Annotated in this window: 22 protein-coding genes; 11 read left to right on the top strand and 11 right to left on the bottom strand. The window is 54.3% G+C overall.

Features of this window, described 5'->3' with window-relative positions:
- Positions 1–71 precede the first annotated feature (71 nt).
- The 3 genes from OGX90_RS22255 to tesA all read right to left on the bottom strand — a co-directional run bounded on the left by OGX90_RS22255 (position 72) and on the right by tesA (position 2,533).
- A complete protein-coding gene (locus OGX90_RS22255) occupies positions 72–926 on the bottom strand; it encodes a co-chaperone YbbN (protein WP_032942575.1) in 855 nt (284 codons plus the stop codon).
- A 58-nt stretch (positions 927–984) separates the two neighbouring features.
- Positions 985–1,755, bottom strand: coding sequence for an SDR family oxidoreductase (locus OGX90_RS22250; protein WP_234692816.1), 771 nt, complete (start codon positions 1,753–1,755; stop codon positions 985–987).
- 163 nt (positions 1,756–1,918) lie between these two features.
- Complete coding sequence (gene tesA / locus OGX90_RS22245; protein ID WP_043015448.1) at positions 1,919–2,533, bottom strand: multifunctional acyl-CoA thioesterase I/protease I/lysophospholipase L1; 615 nt, start codon at positions 2,531–2,533, stop codon at positions 1,919–1,921.
- On the opposite strand from tesA, the gene ybbA reads away from it, so the two are divergent.
- From ybbA to OGX90_RS22215, 6 genes are all read left to right on the top strand, one after another.
- Positions 2,504–3,190, top strand: a complete 687-nt coding sequence (gene ybbA, locus OGX90_RS22240; protein WP_234692817.1) for a putative ABC transporter ATP-binding protein YbbA — start codon at positions 2,504–2,506, stop codon at positions 3,188–3,190. The two genes, tesA and ybbA, sit on opposite strands and share 30 nt — an antisense overlap.
- Positions 3,187–5,601 (top strand): putative ABC transporter permease subunit YbbP, encoded by a 2,415-nt coding sequence (gene ybbP, locus OGX90_RS22235; RefSeq protein WP_234692818.1) that lies wholly within the window; start codon positions 3,187–3,189, stop codon positions 5,599–5,601. The genes ybbA and ybbP overlap by 4 nt, the downstream gene beginning before the upstream one ends.
- Positions 5,602–5,787: 186 nt before the next feature.
- Positions 5,788–6,921 carry a porin gene (locus tag OGX90_RS22230; RefSeq protein ID WP_008783995.1) on the top strand — a complete coding sequence of 378 codons (1,134 nt, stop codon included), beginning with the start codon at positions 5,788–5,790 and terminating at the stop codon, positions 6,919–6,921.
- Between the two features lie 260 nt (positions 6,922–7,181).
- The gene (locus OGX90_RS22225) at positions 7,182–8,012 is read left to right on the top strand and encodes a MetQ/NlpA family ABC transporter substrate-binding protein (RefSeq protein ID WP_079934834.1); all 831 of its coding nucleotides are present in this window, start codon (positions 7,182–7,184) and stop codon (positions 8,010–8,012) included.
- A gap of 63 nt (positions 8,013–8,075) precedes the next feature.
- A complete protein-coding gene (gene sfbB, locus OGX90_RS22220; RefSeq protein ID WP_032942581.1) occupies positions 8,076–9,092 on the top strand; it encodes a virulence-associated ABC transporter ATP-binding protein SfbB in 1,017 nt (338 codons plus the stop codon).
- On the top strand, positions 9,085–9,744 hold the full coding sequence (locus OGX90_RS22215; protein WP_003831085.1) for a methionine ABC transporter permease: 660 nt from the start codon (positions 9,085–9,087) through the stop codon (positions 9,742–9,744). Before sfbB ends, OGX90_RS22215 begins: the two co-directional genes overlap by 8 nt.
- Here OGX90_RS22215 and mnmH read toward each other — a convergent pair whose 3' ends face one another.
- From mnmH to ppiB, 5 genes are all read right to left on the bottom strand, one after another.
- A complete protein-coding gene (mnmH, locus tag OGX90_RS22210) occupies positions 9,745–10,830 on the bottom strand; it encodes a tRNA 2-selenouridine(34) synthase MnmH (protein WP_267452463.1) in 1,086 nt (361 codons plus the stop codon).
- A 96-nt stretch (positions 10,831–10,926) separates the two neighbouring features.
- Positions 10,927–11,994, bottom strand: a complete 1,068-nt coding sequence (gene purK / locus OGX90_RS22205) for a 5-(carboxyamino)imidazole ribonucleotide synthase (RefSeq protein WP_234692820.1) — start codon at positions 11,992–11,994, stop codon at positions 10,927–10,929.
- Positions 11,991–12,500, bottom strand: a complete 510-nt coding sequence (purE, locus tag OGX90_RS22200) for a 5-(carboxyamino)imidazole ribonucleotide mutase (RefSeq protein WP_003831107.1) — start codon at positions 12,498–12,500, stop codon at positions 11,991–11,993. Before purE ends, purK begins: the two co-directional genes overlap by 4 nt.
- Before the next feature lie 238 nt (positions 12,501–12,738).
- Positions 12,739–13,461, bottom strand: a complete 723-nt coding sequence (lpxH, locus tag OGX90_RS22195) for a UDP-2,3-diacylglucosamine diphosphatase (RefSeq protein WP_100272817.1) — start codon at positions 13,459–13,461, stop codon at positions 12,739–12,741.
- A gap of 2 nt (positions 13,462–13,463) precedes the next feature.
- A complete protein-coding gene (ppiB, locus tag OGX90_RS22190; protein WP_003021875.1) occupies positions 13,464–13,958 on the bottom strand; it encodes a peptidylprolyl isomerase B in 495 nt (164 codons plus the stop codon).
- A 173-nt stretch (positions 13,959–14,131) separates the two neighbouring features.
- On the opposite strand from ppiB, the gene cysS reads away from it, so the two are divergent.
- On the top strand, positions 14,132–15,517 hold the full coding sequence (gene cysS / locus OGX90_RS22185; RefSeq protein ID WP_267452462.1) for a cysteine--tRNA ligase: 1,386 nt from the start codon (positions 14,132–14,134) through the stop codon (positions 15,515–15,517).
- A gap of 77 nt (positions 15,518–15,594) precedes the next feature.
- Here cysS and OGX90_RS22180 read toward each other — a convergent pair whose 3' ends face one another.
- From OGX90_RS22180 to folD, 3 genes are all read right to left on the bottom strand, one after another.
- Positions 15,595–16,119: a metal-dependent hydrolase gene (locus tag OGX90_RS22180; protein WP_003831110.1), complete on the bottom strand. Its 525-nt coding sequence runs from the start codon at positions 16,117–16,119 to the stop codon at positions 15,595–15,597.
- A gap of 125 nt (positions 16,120–16,244) precedes the next feature.
- Positions 16,245–16,457 (bottom strand): ribosome-associated protein YbcJ, encoded by a 213-nt coding sequence (gene ybcJ / locus OGX90_RS22175; protein WP_234692822.1) that lies wholly within the window; start codon positions 16,455–16,457, stop codon positions 16,245–16,247.
- Position 16,458: 1 nt separating this feature from the next.
- Positions 16,459–17,325 carry a bifunctional methylenetetrahydrofolate dehydrogenase/methenyltetrahydrofolate cyclohydrolase FolD gene (folD, locus tag OGX90_RS22170; RefSeq protein ID WP_003831112.1) on the bottom strand — a complete coding sequence of 289 codons (867 nt, stop codon included), beginning with the start codon at positions 17,323–17,325 and terminating at the stop codon, positions 16,459–16,461.
- A gap of 575 nt (positions 17,326–17,900) precedes the next feature.
- Here folD and fimA point away from each other — a divergent pair.
- The 4 genes from fimA (at position 17,901) to OGX90_RS22150 (ending at position 22,429) form a co-directional block, all read left to right on the top strand.
- On the top strand, positions 17,901–18,455 hold the full coding sequence (fimA, locus tag OGX90_RS22165; RefSeq protein WP_032934356.1) for a type 1 fimbrial major subunit FimA: 555 nt from the start codon (positions 17,901–17,903) through the stop codon (positions 18,453–18,455).
- 77 nt (positions 18,456–18,532) lie between these two features.
- Positions 18,533–19,066 carry a type 1 fimbrial protein subunit FimI gene (fimI, locus tag OGX90_RS22160; RefSeq protein WP_048214759.1) on the top strand — a complete coding sequence of 178 codons (534 nt, stop codon included), beginning with the start codon at positions 18,533–18,535 and terminating at the stop codon, positions 19,064–19,066.
- A gap of 41 nt (positions 19,067–19,107) precedes the next feature.
- A complete protein-coding gene (gene fimC, locus OGX90_RS22155; protein WP_267452461.1) occupies positions 19,108–19,800 on the top strand; it encodes a type 1 fimbria chaperone FimC in 693 nt (230 codons plus the stop codon).
- A gap of 7 nt (positions 19,801–19,807) precedes the next feature.
- Positions 19,808–22,429, top strand: coding sequence for a fimbrial biogenesis usher protein (locus OGX90_RS22150; RefSeq protein ID WP_100272814.1), 2,622 nt, complete (start codon positions 19,808–19,810; stop codon positions 22,427–22,429).
- Positions 22,430–22,432: the final 3 nt, after the last annotated feature.

Here is a 22,432-nt window from a genome sequence, read left to right as displayed (position 1 = left end):
CCGACGGGAATGAGGTGTTGGTTGTGTTTGTAAGCCCGATAAGCGTAGCGCCATCGGGCATGATGAACCAATTAGTACAACAGCGCGTACAGCTGGCGGCGGTATTTCGAAGCCAGCGCATCACCGGTTCCCAGTGCGGCAAGGATCTCCTGGAAGGTCTTACGCGCCTGACCGTCGGCAGCCGTAAGATCTTTCTTCAGGTGGCTGAACAGCAATTCTAGCGATTCTTCGTTGCGTCCGACCTGATGGAGTTGGATGGCTAATTGCGTGGCCAGCGCGGCATCCTGCGGGTTGCTGGCAACCTGTTGCTGCAACTGTTGGATTTCCGGCGTATCCGCCGCCTGCTTCAGCAGTTCGATCTGTGCGATAAGCCCTTGATAGCGGGTGTCCTGATCCTGCAACGGAATGGTTTTCAGTACCGCTTCGGCTTCATCAGAACGGTTCAGGGCGATTTGCGTTTCCGCCAGCAGCAGACCGATTTCGCTGCTCTGGTTGGAGATCTGCCAGGCTTCTTTCAGCAGCGGCAGCGCATCCGCGTGATTACCAGCTTCGATGAATTCGATAGCCTGGCGTGCTTTCAGCTCTTCTTCGCTCGGCAGCACTTTCTCCAGCAGCGCGCGAATAACCTCTTCCGGTTGCGGGCCCTGGAATCCATCTACCGGCTGGCCGTTCTGGAACAGATAAACCGTAGGGATCGCGCGCAGACCAAACTGGGAGGCGATCATCTGCTCGGCGTCGCAGTCCAACTTAGCGAGAATAAACTGACCGTTATACTGGGCGGCAAGGTTCTCCAGTACCGGCGTTAATTGCAGACAATGCTGGCTGCGCTCAGACCAAAAATAGAACAGGACCGGCGTGGTCATCGACTGTTCGAGGGTCTGCTGTAGGTTCGATTCGTTAATGTTAACAATATTCTGTGTGGACATGGAGTTACTCTCTTTTGTCGATTTCTTGTTACATGGGGGCTGACGCGCGAGCTTCAACTCAACCCTGTAAAATTTTGTCCATTATGCGGCCTGGCAACAGGCGTTTAAGCAGCATCACTGCCCAGGTCACCAGCGTAACCGGATAACGTAGCTTTGGTTTATCGCTCTCAAACGCATGACGCACTTTGGCGACAACCGCTTCTGGTCCCAGCGTAAAACGCGCGGCAATGCCGGGATTTTCAACGGGAGCATCGCTCTGGGTCTGGTTGACGTTTTCGGTAAAGCGGGTACGGATGGGGCCAGGTTCAATCAGGCTGATCCTAATCCCGCTGTGGCGCAGTTCCATACGCAGTGCGTCGGACCAGGCTTCCAGTGCATATTTGCTGGCGGCATAGGCGCCGCGTCCCGGCGTTGAGATCAATCCCATTACCGAGGAGGTCATCACGATGCGCCCTTCGCCGTGGGGTAACATGGCAGGTAACAGGCGCATGGTAAGCTGATGTGCGCCAAAGAAGTTGGCGGAAAACTGCTGTTCCATCTGTTCGCGGCTGATGGTGGACAGGGGACCATAGACACCGTATCCGGCGTTGTTAAAGATCCCATATAAACGATTATCGGTCAGGGCGATCACTTCATCGGCGGCACGATCCACGCTTTCGGGTGAATCCAGATCCAGCAACACGCCAGTGAATCCCATGCTGTTCATACGCGCGACATCGTCAGGTTTGCGACAGCCTGCCAGAATTTGAAAACCCTGGCGCTTTAGCTCAAGCGCACTTTCCAGGCCGATTCCGCTGGAACATCCTGTTATTAAGACCGATTTTTGCATAACTTTACCTGTCAGGATCTCCGTTGAATTACGAGTCGTGATTTACTATATCCGTCATACTTCAAGTTGTCTGCGCGTTGGCTACGCTCGCTCACCCCAGTCACATAGTTATCTATGCTCCTGGGAACTCTCTCACTTGCCGCCTTCATACAACTCGAATTATTTAGGATAGAAAAGGGGTGAGATGTTGCGCCATCCAGTCGGCGATAAACGGCTGGGCGTCACGGTTAGGATGAATACCATCATCCTGCATCCACTGGGGTTTCAGATAAACCTCTTCCATGAAAAATGGCAGCAGAGGGATATCAAACTCTTTGGCGAGCTTTGGATAAATCGCGCTAAAGGTTTCATTATAACGGCGACCGTAGTTTGCCGGCAGACGAATTTGCATTAATAGCGGTTCGGCATTTGCCGCTTTCACGTCCTGCAAAATCGTGCGCAGGGTTTGTTCGGTTTGCGCAGGCGCGAAGCCGCGCAGGCCGTCGTTGCCGCCAAGTTCGACCAGCACCCAGCGCGGCTGGTGCTGCTTGAGTAATGCAGGCAGACGGGCCAGACCTTGCTGCGAGGTGTCGCCGCTAATGCTGGCATTCACCACCGGCGTTTTGGTTTGCCATTTATCATTAAGTAGCGCAGGCCACGCGGCGCTGGCGGACATTCGGTATCCGGCGCTCAGGCTGTCACCCAGAATTAATAACGTGTCCGCTGCGGCGGCGCGGAAAGTTAACAGGACCAGGAACAGGAAAGGCCAATGCCAGCGGAAAACATTGTTGAAGTTCATCATCTTAAGAAATCCGTCGGTCAGGGTGATCATGAGCTATCCATCCTTACCGGAGTTGAACTGGTTGTCAAACGCACCGAGACCATTGCGTTGATTGGCGAGTCGGGATCGGGGAAATCCACGCTGCTGGCGATTCTCGCCGGGCTTGACGATGGCACCAGCGGTGAAGTCAGCCTGGTGGGACAGGCGCTGCACACCATGGACGAAGAAGCCCGGGCGCAGCTGCGGGCGCGGCACGTGGGTTTTGTCTTCCAGTCATTCATGTTAATTCCGACCCTCAACGCGCTGGAAAACGTCGAACTGCCCGCGCTGTTGCGCGGCGAAAATAGCGGAAAAAGTCGTGACGGGGCAAAAACGCTGTTGGAACAACTGGGACTGGGAAAACGTCTCGATCATCTTCCGGCCCAGCTTTCCGGCGGGGAGCAGCAGCGCGTGGCGCTGGCGCGAGCGTTTAACGGTCGCCCTGACGTGCTGTTTGCCGATGAACCAACGGGCAACCTCGATCGCCAGACCGGAGACAAAATAGCCGACCTGTTGTTTTCTCTGAATCGGGAACACGGCACCACCCTGATTCTGGTGACGCATGACCCGCAGTTGGCGGCGCGTTGCGACAGGCGCTTACGTCTGGTGAATGGACAGTTGCAGGAGGAGGCATGATTGCACGCTGGTTCTGGCGCGAATGGCGCTCGCCTTCACTCCTGATTGTCTGGCTGGCGCTGAGCCTGGCGGTAGCCTGTGTGCTGGCGCTGGGCAATATCAGCGATCGTATGGAAAAAGGGCTGAGCCAGCAAAGCCGTGAGTTTATGGCGGGCGATCGGTCGCTACAAAGTTCGCGTACCGTGCCGAAAGCGTGGATTGACGAGGCGCGACAGCGTGGCCTGAAGGTGGGCGAACAGCTCACCTTTGCCACCATGACTTTTGCCCGGGATACGCCGCAGCTGGCGAACGTCAAAGCGGTAGATGATGTGTATCCGATGTACGGCACACTGCAAACCAACCCGCCGGGACTGAAACCGCAGCCAGGCTCGGTGCTGCTGGCCCCACGTCTGATGGCGCTACTCAACTTAAAAGTCGGTGATTCCATCGACGTTGGCGATGCCACGCTGCGCATTGCCGGGGAGGTGGTGCAGGAGCCGGACTCTGGTTTTAATCCGTTCCAGATAGCACCGCGTCTGATGATGAACATGGCGGATGTCGAAAAAACGGCGGCGGTCCAGCCGGGAAGCCGCGTGACCTGGCGCTATAAATTTGGCGGGACGCCATCGCAACTGGAAGCCTATGAAAAGTGGCTGCTGCCACAGTTAAAGCCTGAACAGCGCTGGTATGGGCTGGAGCAGGATGAAGGGGCGCTGGGGAAATCACTTGAGCGTTCGCAACAGTTCTTGCTGCTGTCGGCGCTGTTAACGCTGTTGCTGGCGGTCGCCGCGGTTGCCGTGGCGATGAGCCATTATTGCCGCAGCCGTTACGATCTGGTGGCTATTCTGAAAACCCTCGGCGCGGGCAGAGCGCAACTGCGCAGGCTGATTGTTGGTCAATGGCTGATGGTGCTGGCGCTATCTGGCGTGACCGGCGGACTATTCGGACTGTTATTCGAGCGCGTGCTGGTGCTGCTGCTCAAGCCGGTTCTGCCTGGAGAACTACCGCCTGCCAGCCCCTGGCCGTGGTTATGGGCACTAGGCACCATGACGGTGATTTCGCTATTGGTGGGGTTACGCCCTTACCGCCTGCTGCTGGCGACGCAGCCGCTGCGGGTGCTGCGCCGTGACGTGGTGGCAAACGTCTGGCCCCTGAAGTTTTATTTGCCGGTGGTAATGATAGTCGTGATTGCACTGCTTGCCGGACTGATGGGCGGAAGTTCGCTGCTGTGGGCGGTACTGGCTGGTGCGGTGGTACTGGCGCTGTTGTGCGGGGTGCTCGGCTGGATGCTGCTCAACGTGCTGCGTGGTCTGACGCTCTCCTCACTGCCGCTGCGTTTGGCGGTCAGTCGACTGTTACGCCAGCCGTGGTCAACGCTCAGCCAGCTATCGGCATTTTCGCTTTCCTTTATGCTGCTGGCGTTGTTACTGGTGCTGCGCGGCGATCTGCTCGACCGCTGGCAGCAGCAAATGCCGCCCGAAAGTCCGAACTATTATCTGATCAACATTGCCACCGAGCAGGTGGTTCCGCTGAAGGCTTTCCTGTCCGAGCATCAGGTGATCCCGGAATCGTTCTATCCGATTGTGCGGGCGCGTCTGACGGCTATCAATGAGAAGCCGACCGAAGGCAATCAGGATGAGGCGCTGAACCGCGAGCTTAACCTGACCTGGCAGGATACCCGACCGGATCATAACCCGATAACCGCCGGAAGCTGGCCACCAAAAGCGGGCGAAGTGTCGATGGAAGAGGGGTTAGCGAAACGGCTGAATGTCAAACTCGGCGATCGGGTGACTTTTATGGGCGATACCCAGGATTTCAGCGCCACGGTCAGCAGTCTGCGCAAAGTGGATTGGGAAAGCCTGCGGCCCAACTTCTTCTTTATCTTCCCCTCCGGCGCGCTGGATGCTCAGCCGCAAAGCTGGTTAACCAGCTTTCGCTGGGAGAACGGCAACGGCATGCTAACGCAGCTTAACCGCGAATTCCCGACCATCAGCCTGCTGGATATTGGCGCCATCCTCAAACAGGTGAGCCAGGTGCTGGATCAGGTGAGCCGCGCACTGGAGGTGATGGTGGTACTGGTCACCGCCTGTGGCATGCTGCTGCTATTGGCGCAGGTCCAGGTCGGGATGCGTCAGCGTCATCAGGAGTTGGTGGTCTGGCGCACGCTGGGAGCAGGTAAGAAGCTGCTGCGTACCACGCTGTGGTGCGAGTTCGCCATGCTCGGGATGGTTGCCGGACTGGTGGCGGCCATCGGTGCGGAAACAGCGTTGGCGGTACTGCAAACCAAAGTGTTTGATTTCCCGTGGGAGCCAGACTGGCGACTGTGGGTAGTATTACCATTTAGTGGAGCATTGCTGCTCTCTTTATGCGGCGGATGGCTCGGTTCACGTCTGCTAAAAGGTAAAGCGCTGTTCCGTCAGTTCAGTAGTTAATTCATATTCGTGATGATTACGCACCGGTTTTAAAATCGGTGCGTCTTTTTTTCTATGTAGCACAAATTGTTAACTCCTTGATATTTAACAGCACAGAACAATAAAAACCCAACAACACGAGAGTATTAATAAACGTTAATATTTGTGTGCTGAATAATTGGCAGGCTATCTATCAAGGTATAAATAATGACTATAAAAAAAACAGCGCTGGCGGTATCGATCGGCGCAGCAGTGGCATTAACGACTTTCGCTTCACAGGCGGAAATCACGGTCCTGAAACAAGATCCGCAGGCGGGCAACCCGCTGAGCCGTCTTAACTTCACCGTCGGCGGAAGTATTCGTCCGCAGTTCCAGAATATGGCCGGTGACGATGGTAAGAATGGCTACAAACGTAATGGCTTCGATGGCGGTACACGTTTCCGCTTCGCCGCTGACTACTATCTGTTTGATGATATCAGTTGGGTGAGCTACTACGAGCTGGGCGTTAACTTCCCGGCAATGTTCAACTGGGATAACCACTACGCTGACGGTGCCAACGATACCACGCGTCGTATGCTGTACACCGGTCTGAAGAGTGCAACCTGGGGTACGCTGACCTTTGGTCAACAGAACAGCATTTACTATGATGTAGTCGGTGCGAAAACGGATATCTGGGACTATGACATGATCGGTCAGGCGCCAGGTAACGGTATTAATGGCGACTATGATGGTTCCTATCGTACGCGTAAATCACTGAAGTATAAGAATACCGTTGGTGATGTGGATCTCTACGCCTCTTATCTGTTCAGTGATGATTACAACCCGAACAACGGTCTGCGCTACAAGCGTAAAGGCGGCGGCTCACTGGGTGTGGATTATCATATTACCGATGACCTGACCTGGGGTACGGCGTGGAACTACACTCGCGCGGAAATGCGTGGCAACACCAGCAAAACCTACGATCAAAACATCGTCGGTACCGCGCTGAGCTGGAAACCGGACAACTGGACCTTCTCGATGGGCGGCGGTTGGTATCAAAACTTCATGACCACCAAAAAAGTCTCTGTTAACGACTACTTTGCCGGTGACGCCTGGGGTCTGGAATACTTCGCCGGTTACACCTTCCCGGTGGGTCAGTATGCGCTGAAATCCGTTCAGCCTTACTTTATGGGCGACCGTATTGAGTACGTGAATGGCCGTAACTACCTGCGTACCGACAACGGCGTAGGGATCAGCTTCCAGCTGGATTACGGTTTCCGTGTTGATTACGAACACGTCTTTACCTCCAGCACCGACAATCTGGGTGACATGAACCTGGTGCGTCTGCGTTACGACTTCTAATCGACGCCTGCCGCCCGATATGCTTGCGTTTATCGGGCCTAAGAAAGCAGTTGTAGGCCGGATAAGGCACTTGTGCCGACATCCGGCTTTTTCATACCTTCTCACATTTAAAAACATACTCTGCAACATCATGAAATAATTTCAAGGACAGCAGGTTGTGATCTGTGTCATGTTAGAAATCTGCCTGTTATCAGGCCAACGAGAACAACGCCGCATGAACGGCGTGAGACATGACACCACAACGTTAAAATGGAGAAAATATGGGATTGCGTCAGAGTTTACGCGTCGCGACCGGGGCGCTGTTACTGGCCTGCGGCTTACAATTTGCTCATGCGAACAGTGACCCGCACACAATCGTGTTTGGCGTCGCGCCTGGGCCATACGGCGATATGGTGAAACAGGCCATTGCCCCTACGCTGAAAGAGAAAGGTTACAAGGTAGTGGTGCGCGAATTCAGCGATTACGTGCAGCCAAACATGGCGCTCTCCAACGGTAGCATTGATGCTAACCTGTTCCAGCATTCGCTCTATTTTGACAAATTCACCGCCGATAAAGGCCTGAAGCTGAGCAAGCTGATTGTGGTCCCGACGGCCGGGATGGGGTTTTACTCGCACAAAATCAAAAGCCTGGATGAGTTGAAAAAAGGGGATGTGATCACGTTGTCCAACGATCCCACCAACCTGGCCCGCGGTCTGCGTTTCCTGCAGTCTATTGGCCTTATCACCATCAAAGACAATATTGATCCAACTAAAGCCTCCGAGCGCGATATCGCCAGCAATCCGAAAGGGCTGGTGTTTAAACCGCTGGAAGCGGCACAACTGCCGCGTACGCTGGACGGTGTGACCGGTGCGCTGGTCAACGGTAACTTTGCCGTGGCGGCAAAAATGGATCTCGCCAGCGCCATCAAGCAGGAACACCTGGACGAAAATCTGAAAAATATCATCGCGGTACGCAGTGAAGATGCGGATAAACCGTTCGCGAAAGATATTGTTGAGGCGGTGAAATCTCCGGCGTATCGCGCGGTGATCGACGATCCGCAAAATATCTACAGCGCCTTCCAGAAACCGGAATGGATGTCGTCAGCCCAATAATCGCTGCGCACAAGGGTTAACAGGGGCAGCGACGACTGCCCTTTTCGCATTTCTGAGGTGGCTATGATTGAGATTGAGAAAGTTTGCGTGGATTTTAGCGCAGGCCGTGGACCATCAACCCGGGCGGTTGATGACGTTAGCTTGCGCATTGGCGCAGGTGAGATATTTGGCATTGTCGGGACCAGCGGCGCGGGGAAAAGTACGCTGCTGCGCACCCTGAACGCCTTAACGCGTCCGAGCCAGGGAAGCGTGAAGGTGAACGGCGTAGAAATTTCCGCGCTGGAAGGGGGGCATCTACGTAAAGCCCGTCAGCGTATCGGTATGATTTTTCAACATTTTAACCTGATGCATACCCGTACCGTGGCGCAAAACGTCGCCTTTAGTCTGAAGGCTGCCGGATGGGAGCGCAGTAAAATTGGTCCGCGCGTGAGCGAAATCCTGGCGCTGGTGGGGCTGTCCGACAAGGCGAACCGCTTTCCGGTTCAGCTCAGCGGTGGGCAAAAGCAGCGTGTGGGTATTGCCCGCGCGATTGCCAATCACCCGGATGTGCTGCTGTGTGATGAACCTACCTCGGCGCTGGACCTCGAAACCTCAGCCACGATTCTGGCGTTGCTTAAGCAGATCAACCAACAGTTGGGGATCACGATCGTGCTGATCACTCACGAGATGAACGTGATCAAATCGATTTGCGATCGCGTGGCGGTAATGTCCGGCGGCAAGGTGGTGGAGTCTGGTGAGGTGTTTGACGTTTTTGCTCACCCGCAGCACGCGTTTACGCAGCAGCTGGTGTCGCATACCCTCAATTTGACGCTGCCCGAGCGTCTGCGCCAGCATCTGCCTGGTCAGTTGCTAAAAATTCTGTTCATCGGCGATTCGGCGGAACAGCCGGTGTTGTCAGAAGTCGCGGTTAAATTTGGCGTGGCGGTGAACATTCTGCACGGCAAAATTGAATATATTGGCGAACGTGCGCTGGGGATTCTGGTCGTGCAGCTGACCGCGCCGCATAACCCTTCAGCGGTGGAAGTCGCCGTGGAACATATTCGTCAACGTACTGCACAGGTGGAGGTGATTCGTGGATGATTTATTGCCTGATTTAACGCTGGCGTTTAATGAAACCTTCCAGATGCTGAGCATCTCTACGGTGCTGGCAATTATTGGTGGTCTGCCGCTCGGTTTTCTGATTTTCGTCACCGACCGGCATTTATTCTGGCAAAACCGTTTTGTGTATCTGCTCAGCTCCGTGCTGGTGAATATCATTCGTTCGGTACCGTTTGTGATCCTGCTGGTTCTGCTGCTGCCGCTAACCCAGTTTTTGCTCGGGAATACCATTGGCCCGATTGCGGCGTCGGTCCCGCTCTCGGTGGCGGCAATCGCTTTCTATGCCCGTCTGGTTGATAGCGCGTTACGTGAAGTCGATAAAGGCATTATTGAAGCGGCGGAAGCGTTTGGTGCCAGCCCGATGCGCATCATCTGCACCGTTCTGTTACCTGAAGCGAGCGCGGGTCTGCTGCGTGGGTTGACGATAACGTTGGTGAGTCTGATCGGTTACTCCGCGATGGCCGGGATCGTTGGCGGCGGTGGAGTCGGCGACCTGGCGATTCGCTTTGGTTATTACCGCTACGAAACCCAGGTCATGATCGTCACCGTGGTGGCGCTGATTATTTTGGTGCAGGTCGTTCAGGTGCTGGGTGACTGGCTGGCAAAACGCGCAGATAAGCGCGACAGACACTGATCACTGTGCGTTAAGCCACTCGGCAACGTCCTGCCATGTGCCGCGAAAAACAATTTTCGCGGCTTTCTTTTCCAGCTGATAGCGATACATCGGGTCGTAATACTCATTGAGCAACGGCACCAGCCAGCCCATATGGGCGTCGGTGCTGCCCGTTGCCTGCTGTTCGCGCAGAGCCTCGTCGAGCAGGGTGGTCAGCTCGGCAAAACGTTGTAAACCCAGACGACGGCGGATAGCAAACAGGCCGTGGTGCAGATACTCGCTGTACTCCTGCCAGCCCTGGCTCTCGCCATAAGCGTGGGTAAAATCGTGGTGCATCTTCACGAAATACTCTTCGCGTAGTCGCTCCAGACGACGCTCAAAAGGATCGTCCACCACCGCAATTGATGCCTGGGTCATGCGCTCGCGCAGGCATTCTGGCAGATGATTAGCCCCGATCATGCGGCCTTCATCTTCCAGTACCCACAGACGTAAATCCTGACGGCTATCGGTTTTGAGCATTTCAACCGCCAGCAGGTTTTCAAAACTCGCCTGACTCAATTGAGGTTCAACGGTGCGCCCAAACGAGGAGCCGCGATGGTGCGCCAGACCTTCGAGATCCACACCGTTTGGCTGCTGTTGCACCAGCTGCGTTTTACCGTTCCCGGTACAGCCGCCAATTAAGACGATCGGCTTTTGCACTAATTCTTCAGTCAGCTGTATCACTGCCTGGCGCAGGGCTTTGTAACCGCCTTTAATCAACGGATAGTCAATGCCGGACTCATGCAGCCACTGCTGCACAATATGTGAACGCTGACCGCCGCGCGCGCAGCATAAATAGCCCGCAGGATGTTGACGGCAGGCATCCAGCCAGGCGCTCATGCGCTGTTGACGGGTTTCACCCGAAACCAGTTGATGACCAAGCTCGAGGGCAGCTTCAGGTCCCTGGCGTTTGTAACAGGTCCCGACGGCGGCACGTTCGTCATCGTTCATTAAGGGAAGGTTGATTGCGCCCGGCATTGCGCCTTGCTGAAATTCGACGGGGGCGCGTACATCGATTAAAGGCGTACCGGCGAGCAAAATTGCGCGGTAGTCCGTTCCATCGTTCATGTTTGATCCTGAAAATACAAAACAGCAATGGAGGGGATTTTACGCGCCAGAGGAGGGGCCGGGGAAGGATAAAATCAACTCCCCGGCATTATTGGCTTATTTCAGCTTTGACTGCGCCCAGATAATACCGCTGGCATATTCCGGCGGTAGCAGGGGGATAAGCGCTTCCAGCGTTGCGCTAAGGCGCGCGGTATCGCTGTCGCTCAGGTTCAGGTGACCCACCTTACGCCCTTCACGCACCTCTTTGTCATACCAGTGCAGATGCACCAGCGGCAGCTTGAGCCAGTCGTAGTTCAGGTCGCTACCAATCAGGTTTACCATCACCGAAGGGTGGTTCACCACCGGCGTCGGTAACGGCAGGTCGGTAATGGCACGTAGATGCAACTCAAACTGGCTGATGCTGGCGCCGTTTTGCGTCCAGTGGCCACTGTTGTGCACGCGCGGAGCCAGTTCGTTAATCAGCAGACCTTCCGGGGTGATGAAACACTCCATCGCCATCACGCCGACATAGCCCAGCTCCTGCATGATGGCAGAGAGCATTGCTTCAGCCTGTTCCTGCTGTCTGGCGTTAGCCTGCGGGAATACCACGCTGGTGCGCAGAATGCCGTCCTGATGGAGGTTATGGGTCAGCGGATAGAAAACGGTGCTGCCGTCGTGCGCACGAGCGCCAACCAGTGAGACTTCACCGGAGAAGTTGATTCCCCGCTCGACGATGCAATCGCCGTAGCAGTCGTCCGGCAGTTGCTCAGTTTCATTTGCGCGCAAGCGCCACTGTCCACGTCCATCGTAGCCGCCGACGCGACGTTTCACGATCGCCAGCTCGCCAAGTTTGTTGAATACCGCAGACCATTCGCTTTTATCTGCCAGCAGCTGCCACGGCGCGGTCGCCAGACCGAGCTTGTCAAAAAGCTGCTTTTGCGTCAGACGGTCGGAAATAATCGGGAAGACGTCGCGGTTAACAAACGCCGGGTGGCGTGCCAGTTCGCGGGTGAGTGCCGTTTCCGGCCAGCGCTCAATCTCAGCGGTGATCACGCTTTGCTGAAAAGGGACCGCAGCCGGTTCAGCGTCCAGCCCGACGGGCCAGACCGCTATGCCCAGTGGCTCACCGGCCTGGCGCAGCATGCGCCCTAGCTGTCCGTTGCCAAGTACGCAGACCTGCTTCATGCGACACCTCGCGGGTCCGGGTTCTCCAGCACCTCATCGGTTTGCGCTTTGCGCCAGTCGTTCAGACGCTGGTGTAATGCTTTGTCGTGTGTTGCCAGAATTTGTGCTGCCAGCAGGGCCGCATTTGCCGCACCCGCTTTGCCGATCGCCAGCGTGCCGACCGGAATACCGCGCGGCATTTGAACGATAGAGTAGAGGCTATCTACGCCGCTCAGCGCTGCGCTTTGCACCGGAACACCGAGGACAGGCACCAGCGTTTTCGCCGCAATCATGCCAGGCAAATGCGCTGCGCCACCGGCCCCGGCAATAATCACCTGATAACCGTTCTCTTCAGCGCTTTCGGCGAAGCTAAACAGTTTGTCTGGGGTGCGGTGGGCGGAGACGACTTCAACATGATGCGGAACGTCCAGGATTTCGAAGATTTCGGCGGCGAACTGCATGGTAGCCCAGTCGCTTTTGGACCCCATCACGATGGCGACACGCGCCGGATTATTGCGGGAAGACATGCGTCTGAAAACTCCTGTGGTGCACTACACTCGACTTTTGAGACCACAGAGAATAGCATAATTCACCGCCAAGGAAAACGATTGCGCGCTTTACACTTCACTCTTCAAGCAGCCTCTTTGTTGGCTGCATCTGCTCACCCCAGTCACTTACTTTTGTAAGCTCCAGGGGACTCACAGATTTGCCGCCTCGATGCAACTCGAATAGTTTTGTGTAAAGAGGAACTGGGTATCTGCAGAATTAAAACGGAAAGGCGATCAGTTCAACGTCGTCAGGGGTGACTTTGATCATCGAACCTTCGGTGTGCCATGCGCCTAATACCACGCGGAAAGCGGGTTGCTCATTGGCCGTAAGTTCGTGGACGGCAGGGCGGTGGGTATGGCCGTGAATTAACCACTGAACCTGATGTTTTTCCATCTCGCTAATCACGGCCTGCTGATTCACATCCATGATTTCCAGAGATTTGGTGTTGTTGGCTGCTTTACTGTTGGCACGCATTTTCGCAGCGATTCGCTGGCGAACGAACAGCGGCAGAGCGAGGAACAGCTTCTGTAACCAGGGTTGATGCACTTTGGCGCGAAATGCCTGATAGCCTGCGTCGTCGGTGCATAAGGTGTCGCCATGCATGATCAGCACCTTGCGGCCATACAGGTTGAGCACTTTTTCTTCGGGAAGCAAGGTCATGCCGCTCGCACGGGCAAAACGTTTACCGAGCAGAAAATCACGGTTGCCGTGAATAAAAAAGCAGGGAACGCCGGAATCAGTCAGTGATTTTATCGCCGCGGCCATTTCACGATGCAGCGGATTAGGATCGTCGTCGCCAATCCAGGCTTCAAACAGGTCGCCAAGAATGTATAGCGCATCGGCCTTTCGCGCATCACCGGCTAAAAAACGCAGAAAACCGGCGGTAATCGCCGGTTCTTCTGTGCAGAGGTGAAGATCTGCAATAAACAGTGTCGCCACGATTACTCGCTGACGGTCACGTTTTCGATGATAACGTCTTCTTTTGGCACATCCTGATGCATACCGCTGCGACCAGTGGAAACGCCTTTGATTTTATCAACCACGTCCATGCCTTCAACAACTTCAGCGAACACGCAGTAACCCCAACCCTGCATGCTTTCGCCGGAGAAGTTCAGGAAGTCGTTGTCTGCAACGTTGATGAAGAACTGTGCGGTTGCGGAGTGCGGAGCCTGAGTACGCGCCATCGCCAGCGTACCACGGGTGTTTTTCAGACCGTTGTTCGCTTCGTTTTTGATCGCTTCTTTCGTGGCTTTTTGCTTCATGCCTGGCTCGAAACCGCCGCCCTGGATCATGAAACCGTTAATAACACGGTGGAAAATGGTGTTGTTGTAAAAACCTTCGCGGCAGTAGTCCAGGAAGTTTTTAACTGTTTCAGGCGCTTTATCATCAAACGTTTTGATTACGATATCGCCGTGATTAGTGTGGAAAGTAACCATTTTTGCATCCTGTTCCGATAGATTGGTGCTTCGACCCCGTCAAGGGTCAGAGTTAGGGGTGTGTTATAGCATAACCGCAAGCTGCGATCACCTCGCAAAGTGTGCTGCTTCCGGTCTAAATTATGGGTATTATACAGACTTTACTATCCACACACGTCTACACGGAATCTTCGATGTTAAAAATCTTTAATACACTGACGCGCCAAAAAGAGGAATTCAAACCTATTCATGCCGGGGAAGTCGGCATGTACGTGTGTGGTATTACCGTTTACGATCTCTGTCATATTGGCCACGGACGTACCTTCGTTTCTTTCGACGTCGTTGCGCGTTATCTGCGCTTCCTCGGCTATAAGCTGAAGTATGTGCGCAACATTACCGATATCGATGACAAAATCATCAAGCGCGCGAATGAAAACGGCGAGAGCTTTGTGGCGTTGGTCGACAGAATGATCGCGGAAATGCACAGCGATTTCGATGCGCTGAATATTCTGCGCCCGGATCTGGAGCCGCGTGCTACGCACCATATCGCTGAAATTATCGAAATCACTGAACAGCTGATTGCCAAAGGTCACGCTTACGTTGCTGATAACGGCGACGTGATGTTCGACGTGCCGACTGACCCGAACTACGGCCAGCTGTCGCGCCAGGATCTGGATCAGCTGCAGGCAGGCGCACGCGTTGACGTGGTTGATGTGAAACGCAACCCGATGGACTTCGTGCTGTGGAAAATGTCCAAAGAAGGCGAGCCGAGCTGGCCATCTCCGTGGGGCGCGGGCCGTCCGGGCTGGCACATCGAATGTTCTGCGATGAACTGCAAGCAGCTGGGCAACCATTTCGATATTCACGGCGGCGGTTCGGACCTGATGTTCCCGCACCATGAAAACGAAATCGCTCAGTCCACCTGTGCTCACGATGGCGAATACGTGAACTACTGGATGCACTCCGGGATGGTGATGGTTGACCGCGAGAAAATGTCCAAATCGCTGGGCAACTTCTTTACCGTGCGCGACGTGCTGAAATACTACGACGCCGAAACCATCCGTTACTTCCTGATGTCCGGTCATTACCGTAGCCAGTTAAACTACAGCGAAGAGAACCTCAAGCAGGCGCGTTCTGCGCTGGAACGTCTGTACACCGCGCTGCGTGGTACCGACAAATCCGTTACCCCTGCGGGTGGCGAGGACTTTGAAGCGCGTTTCATTGAAGCGATGGACGATGACTTCAACACCCCGGAAGCTTACTCCGTGCTGTTTGATATGGCGCGTGAAGTTAACCGCCTGAAGGGTGAAGATATGGTGGCGGCTAACGGCATGGCTGCGCATCTGCGTAAGCTTTCCAGCGTACTGGGCCTGCTGGAACAGGATCCAGAAGCGTTCCTGCAAAGCGGTGCGCAGGCGGATGACGGTGAAGTTGCTGAAATTGAAGCGCTAATCCAACAGCGTCTGGATGCCCGTAAGGCGAAAGACTGGGCGGCAGCTGACGCCGCGCGTGACCGTCTCAACGAGATGGGCATCGTGCTGGAAGACGGCCCGCAGGGTACCACCTGGCGTCGTAAGTAACTCTGTAATGCCCGGTGGCGCTTACGCTTACCGGGCCGTGTAGGCCGGATAAGACGCATCGCGTCGTATCCGGCAGATTAATGTTTCCGATACCACCACAGCACACCCATCATTACGATTCCCGGCAGCCATACCCACATTAACTCCGACATGATCACCTGGTGCCCGTACGGCGTGGCGTAGCGTGATAACGCAAACGGGGCGACTTTAATCACCTGCCATGGCGCGAAGAAGCGCTCATCCGACCACGGCCACAGCCAGCCGACGCCTTTACCGCCGGTGGTGACAGAATCCAGCAGACTGTGCGACAGCAGTGAAACCGTCAGGAATAGCCAGCAGCGAATCAATCCCGCCTTAAACCATCGTCGGCCAATCAAGACGCAGAGCAGCGGTACCACGAAGGCGAACAGCAGTGAGTGGGTAAATCCCCGGTGGCCAAACACATTGCCGTAGGCGACGCCGAACTTAAATGACAACACGTCGGCATCTGGCAGCATGGCCAGAACGACGCCAGCAAACAGTAATCGTGGGGGGATGACTTTAAGTCCGAGACCTAACCCTAAACAGAGCGGAACGGCCGCGTGGGTAACGATAGTGGGCATGATGATCGCTTCGTATGGAAAAACAACATGCTATCAGTTCACTGTGAAGTGGGGATGAAGTCATTATCTGAAAACGAGAGGGGGAAGTGGCCGGATACGGTGTTAACCTCATCCGGCACTTAGGGTCACGCCACGACGTTAATGCTGTGGCCTTCAAAGCTGACGCTCTGTCCGGCAACGATTTTGCAGCGTTTACGCGTTTCAACAACGCCATCGACCTTCACTAACCCTTCGCCAATAGCAATTTTTGCCTGGGCGCCACTTTCGCTCCAGCCTTCCAGCTTCAGCAAATCGCAGAGTTCAACGTGTGGGTGTTTACCCAGTGAAAATGTGGCCATCTTAAACGTCCTTTACATCATGATATTCAACACACGCCTGCAGCGTGTTTTCGATAAGTGTGGCGACCGTCATTGGTCCTACGCCGCCGGGGACCGGCGTGATATATGACGCTCGTGCGGCCGCATCGTCAAAGACCACATCGCCAACAACCTTACCATTCTCCAGACGGTTGATGCCGACATCAATCACAATCGCACCTTCTTTGATCCACTCACCAGGAATAAAGCCCGGTTTACCGACGGCAACAATCAGCAGGTCAGCATTTTCTACGTGGCGGCGTAGATCTTTGGTGAATCGGTGGGTGACGGTGGTGGTGCACCCAGCCAGCAGTAGCTCCATACTCATTGGGCGACCGACAATATTCGAGGCACCAATGACCACGGCATTCAGACCGTAGGTATCGATGTTGTAACGCTCAAGCAGGGTAACAATACCGCGCGGAGTACATGGGCGCAGGCGCGGCGCGCGCTGGCACAGACGACCGACGTTATACGGGTGGAAACCGTCAACGTCTTTATCTGGCGCAATACGTTCCAGCACTTTCACGTTGTCGATACCCGCCGGCAACGGCAGTTGTACCAGGATACCGTCGATGGTGGTATCTGCATTGAGCGTATCGATCAGCTCAAGAAGCTCCGCCTCGCTGGTGGTTTCAGGCAGGTCATAGGAGCGGGAGACAAACCCCACTTCGTCACAGGCTTTGCGTTTACTCGCAACATAAATCTGCGAAGCCGGGTTGCTACCTACCAGCACAACAGCCAGGCCTGGGGCGCGTAATCCAGCCGCTAAACGCGCCTGAACTTTTTGAGCAACCTCAGAGCGCACCTGCTGCGCAATCGTTTTACCGTCAATAATCTTTGCTGCCATCAGAGAGAGAATTCCGTCTGTTACGTTAAACCGAAGGGGATGTCACTATTTTGTCAGAAGCGGGGCGTGCTGTCAGTTTTCGTTTGCGTTTTTACGTGCGATAACGGGTGTCATGGTCAGAGAATGGGAGCAGCACAGAGGCTGAAGTCCCCCGGGTAATTAATGAGCATGCGAATTAAAATTAACGTGAATGAAACAATTCATCACCCTGGTGTTTTCAGGGGTAATGCGCCATAAACCAGTCTGTTACGTACCTTTATGGGAGCATTTAAGTAATATTCACCCGGATTTTTCTTAGGTCCCAATAAGAATTGGCCAGGGTCAATAAAAGGATTTGCAGGTATTTTTCATTAATTGAAATGTTTAATTTAACCCTGTGACGAATAGTCATATTCGCGAAGATTAATTAGTGAATCAAATACTCAGGAGAGTTGGGGTAAAAGGTTAGCTAATTCTCTTGCGATATATATCTTTACAGGATGCAGAGATAATTAGCCTGACATTTAATGTCGATAATGATTCAAACGGATCCCGCAGGATGCCGGAGCCGGATGTGTGTAATTCAAGGGAAATCCATGAAACGTAAATTAATGACCTCTTCTGTTATTGCCAGCCTGATGTTAGTTGCAGGTGCAGCGGTTGCAGCCGATCCGGTAAGCGTTAGCGGCGGTACTGTGCATTTTGAAGGTGAACTGGTCAATGCAGCCTGTGCAGTCAGTACTCAGTCATCCGATCAGGTTGTCACCTTAGGCCAGTATCGTACCGCCAGTTTTACCGCAGTTGGCGATACAACGGCGCAAATTCCGTTCTCCATCGTGCTGAACGACTGTGACCCGAAAGTTGCCGCAACCGCAGCCGTGGCTTTCTCTGGTCAATCCGATATTACCAACAACAACCTGCTGGCTGTCACTTCTGCAGATAACGGTACCACTGCCAGCGGTGTCGGGATTGAGATCCTGGACAATACGTCCACCGCGCTGAAGCCGGATGGAGCTACCTTCTCTACCGCTCAGGCGCTGGTAGAAGGGACCAACACCCTACGTTTCTCTGCGCGTTACAAAGCCACAGCCACCAGCGCTACGCCGGGTCAGGCAAATGCCGACGCGACGTTCATCATGAAGTACGAATAAGCCGTTCTGATTTGCGCAAGGATGACGTTCGCCTCACTGGATGAGGCAATTTCCGGGGATGATGAAGGATGCGGCAGATGATAGGGAAAGGCGTGGCGCTGGCGGGAATGCTGTGCGTACTGCCTGTGTTTGCACATACGGTAATACTGGAAAGTGGCCGCCTTCACTTACGGGGGCAGCTCGTCAATGGTGCCTGTACGGTCGCTACCGACAGCCAAAATTTGCGGGTGCAAATGGGGCAGTATCGCACTAATGCTTTCTCCGGGACGGGAAGCTTTGCCTCTACCAGCGTGCCGTTTTCACTGCGCTTAACGTCATGCAGCTCCGATGTTTATGACCACGTTGGGATTGCGTTTGCAGGTGTGACACCAGCAGAAGATCCGCAGGTTTTTCTTGCTAGTGGTGATGCGTCTGCGGCTTCGGGGATCGGTCTGGCGTTATTTGATGAGCGCCAACAGCAAATTATTCCGAATGCGCTGCCGCTTCATTATGCGCCGATTATAACGCAAGAGATGACGTTTCATTTCACTGCTCGTTATCGGGCTGTCTCGGAAAATATAACGCCGGGAACGCTTCGTTCAGACGTGTGGTTTACGTTGGTTTATCCCTGATTAATTTCCCAACGATAATCACACCAAAGGTATTTGTAGCTATGTTTAATTATCTAAAATCAGGTTTTATCCTTTTACTGGCCTTATTTTCTGCTGCCAGTGTTCAGGCTGCCGGCGGTATTGCATTAGGCGCTACCCGCGTTATTTATCCAGCTGATGCCAAACAAACGTCCCTGTCTATTAGCAATAGTGATACCAAAGAACGATACCTGGTCAATTCATGGATCGAGAATAGCGCAGGCGTTAAAGAAAAATCGTTTGTGGTTACGCCTCCGCTGTTCGTCAGCGAACCCAAAAGCGAAAACACGCTGCGTATCATCTATGCAGGTGTTCCGCTGCCCAAAGACCGTGAATCGCTGTTCTGGATGAATGTGAAAGCCATTCCGTCAGTCAATAAAAACAGCCTTGAGGGTAAAAACGTTCTGCAACTGGCGATTCTGTCCCGCATCAAGCTTTTTGTCCGTCCGAATAATCTGCCGCAAATTCCGGAAGATGCGCCCGGGATGCTGAAATTCTCCCGTATCGGCAACCACCTGAAAATCAATAATCCGTCAGCGTATTACGTCACCTTGGTCAATCTCAACGTGGGGAAAACGAAGGTTGATAACGTGATGGTCGCGCCGAAAAGTGATGCGCAGGTCCTGCTACCAACGGGCCTTCAGGGCAACGTCACGTTCCAGACGGTCAATGATTATGGCGCCGTGACCCCGGCCCAAACGGTTAGCGTGCGTTGAGATAACGATGAATAAGACAACGTATTTTCCTGGCCTGTTACCGGGGGTTACGCCACCGCTGGCGGGGGTGGCGTTGTCCACGCTGGCGGCGCTCTTTCCCTCTTTAAGCCATGGGGAAAGCTATTTTAATCCGGCCTTTTTATCTGCGGATACGGCAACCGTGGCGGATTTATCACGTTTTGAAAAAGGCAATCATCAGCCTGAAGGCGTTTATCGCGTGGATATCTGGCGCAACGATGAGTTTGTTGCCACTCAGGATATTCGTTTTACGAGCAGTGCGGGAAAAGCCGGGGAGAAGTCTGGTGGGCTGATGCCGTGTTTTGGACTCGACTGGGTGAAGCGCCTTGGCGTCAATATCACCGCATTTCCGGCACTCAGTAAGGATCCGAACGATACCTGCATCAATCTACCTGAGGCGATTCCAGGCAGTGAGATTGCATTTGATTTTTCTACCCTGCGCTTGAACGTCAGCCTGCCGCAGGCGTCAATGTTAAACAGCGCGCGTGGCTATATTCCGCCGGAGGAGTGGGATGAAGGGATCCCGGCTGCGCTGGTCAACTACAGCTTTACCGGCAGCCGCGGCAGTGACACTGACAGCTATTTCTTAAGTATGCTCAGTGGCCTGAACTATGGCCCCTGGCGCTTGAGAAATAACGGCGCATGGAGCTATTCCAAAGGTGACGGATACCACTCACAAAGCTGGAAAAATATCGGTACATGGCTTCAGCGCGCGATTATCCCGCTGAAGGGTGAACTGGTAATGGGCGACAGCAACACCGGCAACGACGTATTTGACAGCGTCGGGTTTCGCGGTGCGCGGCTCTATTCCTCAGACAGTATGTATCCCGACAGCTTACAGGGCTATGCGCCTACCGTTCGCGGTATTGCGCGTACCGCAGCGAAACTGACCATTCGTCAGAATGGCTATGTGATTTATCAAAGCTATGTTTCACCGGGCGCTTTTTCGATAACCGATCTCAACCCGACGTCATCCAGCGGTGACCTTGAGGTGACGGTGGACGAAAAGGACGGCAGCCAGCAGCGCTATACGGTGCCGTACTCCACGGTTCCCTTGTTACAACGAGAAGGGCGTTTCAAATACGACGTGGTTGCCGGGGATTTTCGCAGCGGCAATAGCCAGCAATCTTCACCGTTCTTTTTCCAGGGAACATTAATTGCCGGGTTACCAGAAGGCTACACCGCTTATGGCGGTACGCAGCTGGCCTCACGTTACACCGCGGTAGTTTTAGGCACTGGCCGAAACCTGGGGGACTGGGGGGCGGTTTCTGTGGATTTAACCCATGCGCGCAGTCAACTGGCGGATGACAGTACGCATCAGGGGCAGTCTTTGCGTTTTCTGTATGCAAAATCGCTGAACAACTTTGGTACAAACTTCCAACTGTTGGGATATCGCTACTCAACGCGCGGCTTCTATACCCTTGATGACGTCGCGTATCGCAGCATGGAAGGGTATGAGTATGAATACGACAGCGAAGGCAATCGCCACGACGTGCCCGATGTGAAGAGTTACCACAACCTGAGTTACAGCAAAAAGGGCCGCTTCCAGATTAACATTTCGCAGAACCTGGGAGACTACGGCTCGCTGTATGTTTCGGGGAGTCAGCAAACGTACTGGAATACCTCAGACACCAATACCTGGTATCAGGTGGGCTATGCCAGCGGCTGGCAGGGAATTAGCTATTCACTCTCCTGGTCGTGGAATGAATCGGTAGGCATCTCCGACACCGACCGTATTCTGGCATTCAATATGTCAGTGCCGTTCAGCCTGCTAAGCGGACGGCGCTACTCGCGTGATAACGCGCTCGATCGCACCTACGCCACTTTTAATGCCAACCGCAACAGCAACGGACAAAACAGCTGGCAGAGCGGGATCGGCGGTACGTTACTGGATGGACGCAACCTGAGCTATAGCGTGAATCAGGGGCACAGCAGCACCAACGGTTACAGCGGAAACGCCAGCGCCAACTGGCAGGCGGCTTATGGCACGCTGGGCGTGGGATACAACTACGATCGCGATCAGCATGACTATAACTGGCAGCTCTCCGGCGGCGTGGTGGGGCATGCGGACGGTATTACGCTCAGTCAGCCGCTGGGGGACACCAATGTGCTGGTTAAAGCACCTGGCGCGCAGGGTGTGCGGATAGAAAACCAGACCGGCGTGCAAACCGACTGGCGCGGATACGCGGTGATGCCGTATGCCACCGTTTATCGCTATAACCGCGTCGCGTTAGATACCAATTCAATGAACAACAATACCGATGTGGAAAATAACGTTAGCAGCGTCGTGCCAACGCAAGGGGCATTGGTGCGAGCAGCGTTTGATACACGTATCGGCGTGCGGGCGCTGATAACCGCGAAATATGCAGGTAAACCTGTGCCATTTGGATCCGTTGTGCGTGAAAACACCAGCGGCGTGACCAGTATGGTGGGCGAAGACGGACAAATCTACCTGAGCGGCTTACCGCTAAAAGGCGAATTGCTGATCCAATGGGGGGAAAGCGCTAACGCTCGCTGCGTGGCGCACTATGCCTTGCCTGAGGAGAGTCTGAAACAGGCGGTGACGCTCACGAACGTGACGTGCGAATCTCCAACGGCACGACAGGAATAATAC

It is taken from the genome of Citrobacter sp. Cpo012, from assembly GCF_030333015.1.
GTDB classification, from domain to species: Bacteria; Pseudomonadota; Gammaproteobacteria; order Enterobacterales; family Enterobacteriaceae; genus Citrobacter; species Citrobacter portucalensis.
Note: the sequence above shows the minus strand (reverse complement) of the source record. Positions and strands in the feature narration are given on the sequence as shown.

Excerpts from the sequence above, each read along its gene's own strand:
- sfbB (WP_032942581.1), top strand. The coding sequence starts at position 8,076 with ATGATTGAGATTGAGAAAGTTTGCGTGGATTTTAGCGCAGGCCGTGGA.
- OGX90_RS22230 (WP_008783995.1), top strand. The coding sequence starts at position 5,788 with ATGACTATAAAAAAAACAGCGCTGGCGGTATCGATCGGCGCAGCAGTG.
- ybbP (WP_234692818.1), top strand. The coding sequence starts at position 3,187 with ATGATTGCACGCTGGTTCTGGCGCGAATGGCGCTCGCCTTCACTCCTG.
- OGX90_RS22255 (WP_032942575.1), bottom strand. The coding sequence starts at position 926 with ATGTCCACACAGAATATTGTTAACATTAACGAATCGAACCTACAGCAG.
- fimA (WP_032934356.1), top strand. The coding sequence starts at position 17,901 with ATGAAACGTAAATTAATGACCTCTTCTGTTATTGCCAGCCTGATGTTA.
- OGX90_RS22250 (WP_234692816.1), bottom strand. The coding sequence starts at position 1,755 with ATGCAAAAATCGGTCTTAATAACAGGATGTTCCAGCGGAATCGGCCTG.
- cysS (WP_267452462.1), top strand. The coding sequence starts at position 14,132 with ATGTTAAAAATCTTTAATACACTGACGCGCCAAAAAGAGGAATTCAAA.
- folD (WP_003831112.1), bottom strand. The coding sequence starts at position 17,325 with ATGGCAGCAAAGATTATTGACGGTAAAACGATTGCGCAGCAGGTGCGC.
- tesA (WP_043015448.1), bottom strand. The coding sequence starts at position 2,533 with ATGAACTTCAACAATGTTTTCCGCTGGCATTGGCCTTTCCTGTTCCTG.
- ybbA (WP_234692817.1), top strand. The coding sequence starts at position 2,504 with ATGCCAGCGGAAAACATTGTTGAAGTTCATCATCTTAAGAAATCCGTC.
- fimI (WP_048214759.1), top strand. The coding sequence starts at position 18,533 with ATGATAGGGAAAGGCGTGGCGCTGGCGGGAATGCTGTGCGTACTGCCT.
- fimC (WP_267452461.1), top strand. The coding sequence starts at position 19,108 with ATGTTTAATTATCTAAAATCAGGTTTTATCCTTTTACTGGCCTTATTT.
- purK (WP_234692820.1), bottom strand. The coding sequence starts at position 11,994 with ATGAAGCAGGTCTGCGTACTTGGCAACGGACAGCTAGGGCGCATGCTG.
- ybcJ (WP_234692822.1), bottom strand. The coding sequence starts at position 16,457 with ATGGCCACATTTTCACTGGGTAAACACCCACACGTTGAACTCTGCGAT.
- purE (WP_003831107.1), bottom strand. The coding sequence starts at position 12,500 with ATGTCTTCCCGCAATAATCCGGCGCGTGTCGCCATCGTGATGGGGTCC.
- OGX90_RS22150 (WP_100272814.1), top strand. The coding sequence starts at position 19,808 with ATGAATAAGACAACGTATTTTCCTGGCCTGTTACCGGGGGTTACGCCA.
- ppiB (WP_003021875.1), bottom strand. The coding sequence starts at position 13,958 with ATGGTTACTTTCCACACTAATCACGGCGATATCGTAATCAAAACGTTT.
- OGX90_RS22180 (WP_003831110.1), bottom strand. The coding sequence starts at position 16,119 with ATGCCCACTATCGTTACCCACGCGGCCGTTCCGCTCTGTTTAGGGTTA.
- OGX90_RS22225 (WP_079934834.1), top strand. The coding sequence starts at position 7,182 with ATGGGATTGCGTCAGAGTTTACGCGTCGCGACCGGGGCGCTGTTACTG.
- mnmH (WP_267452463.1), bottom strand. The coding sequence starts at position 10,830 with ATGAACGATGGAACGGACTACCGCGCAATTTTGCTCGCCGGTACGCCT.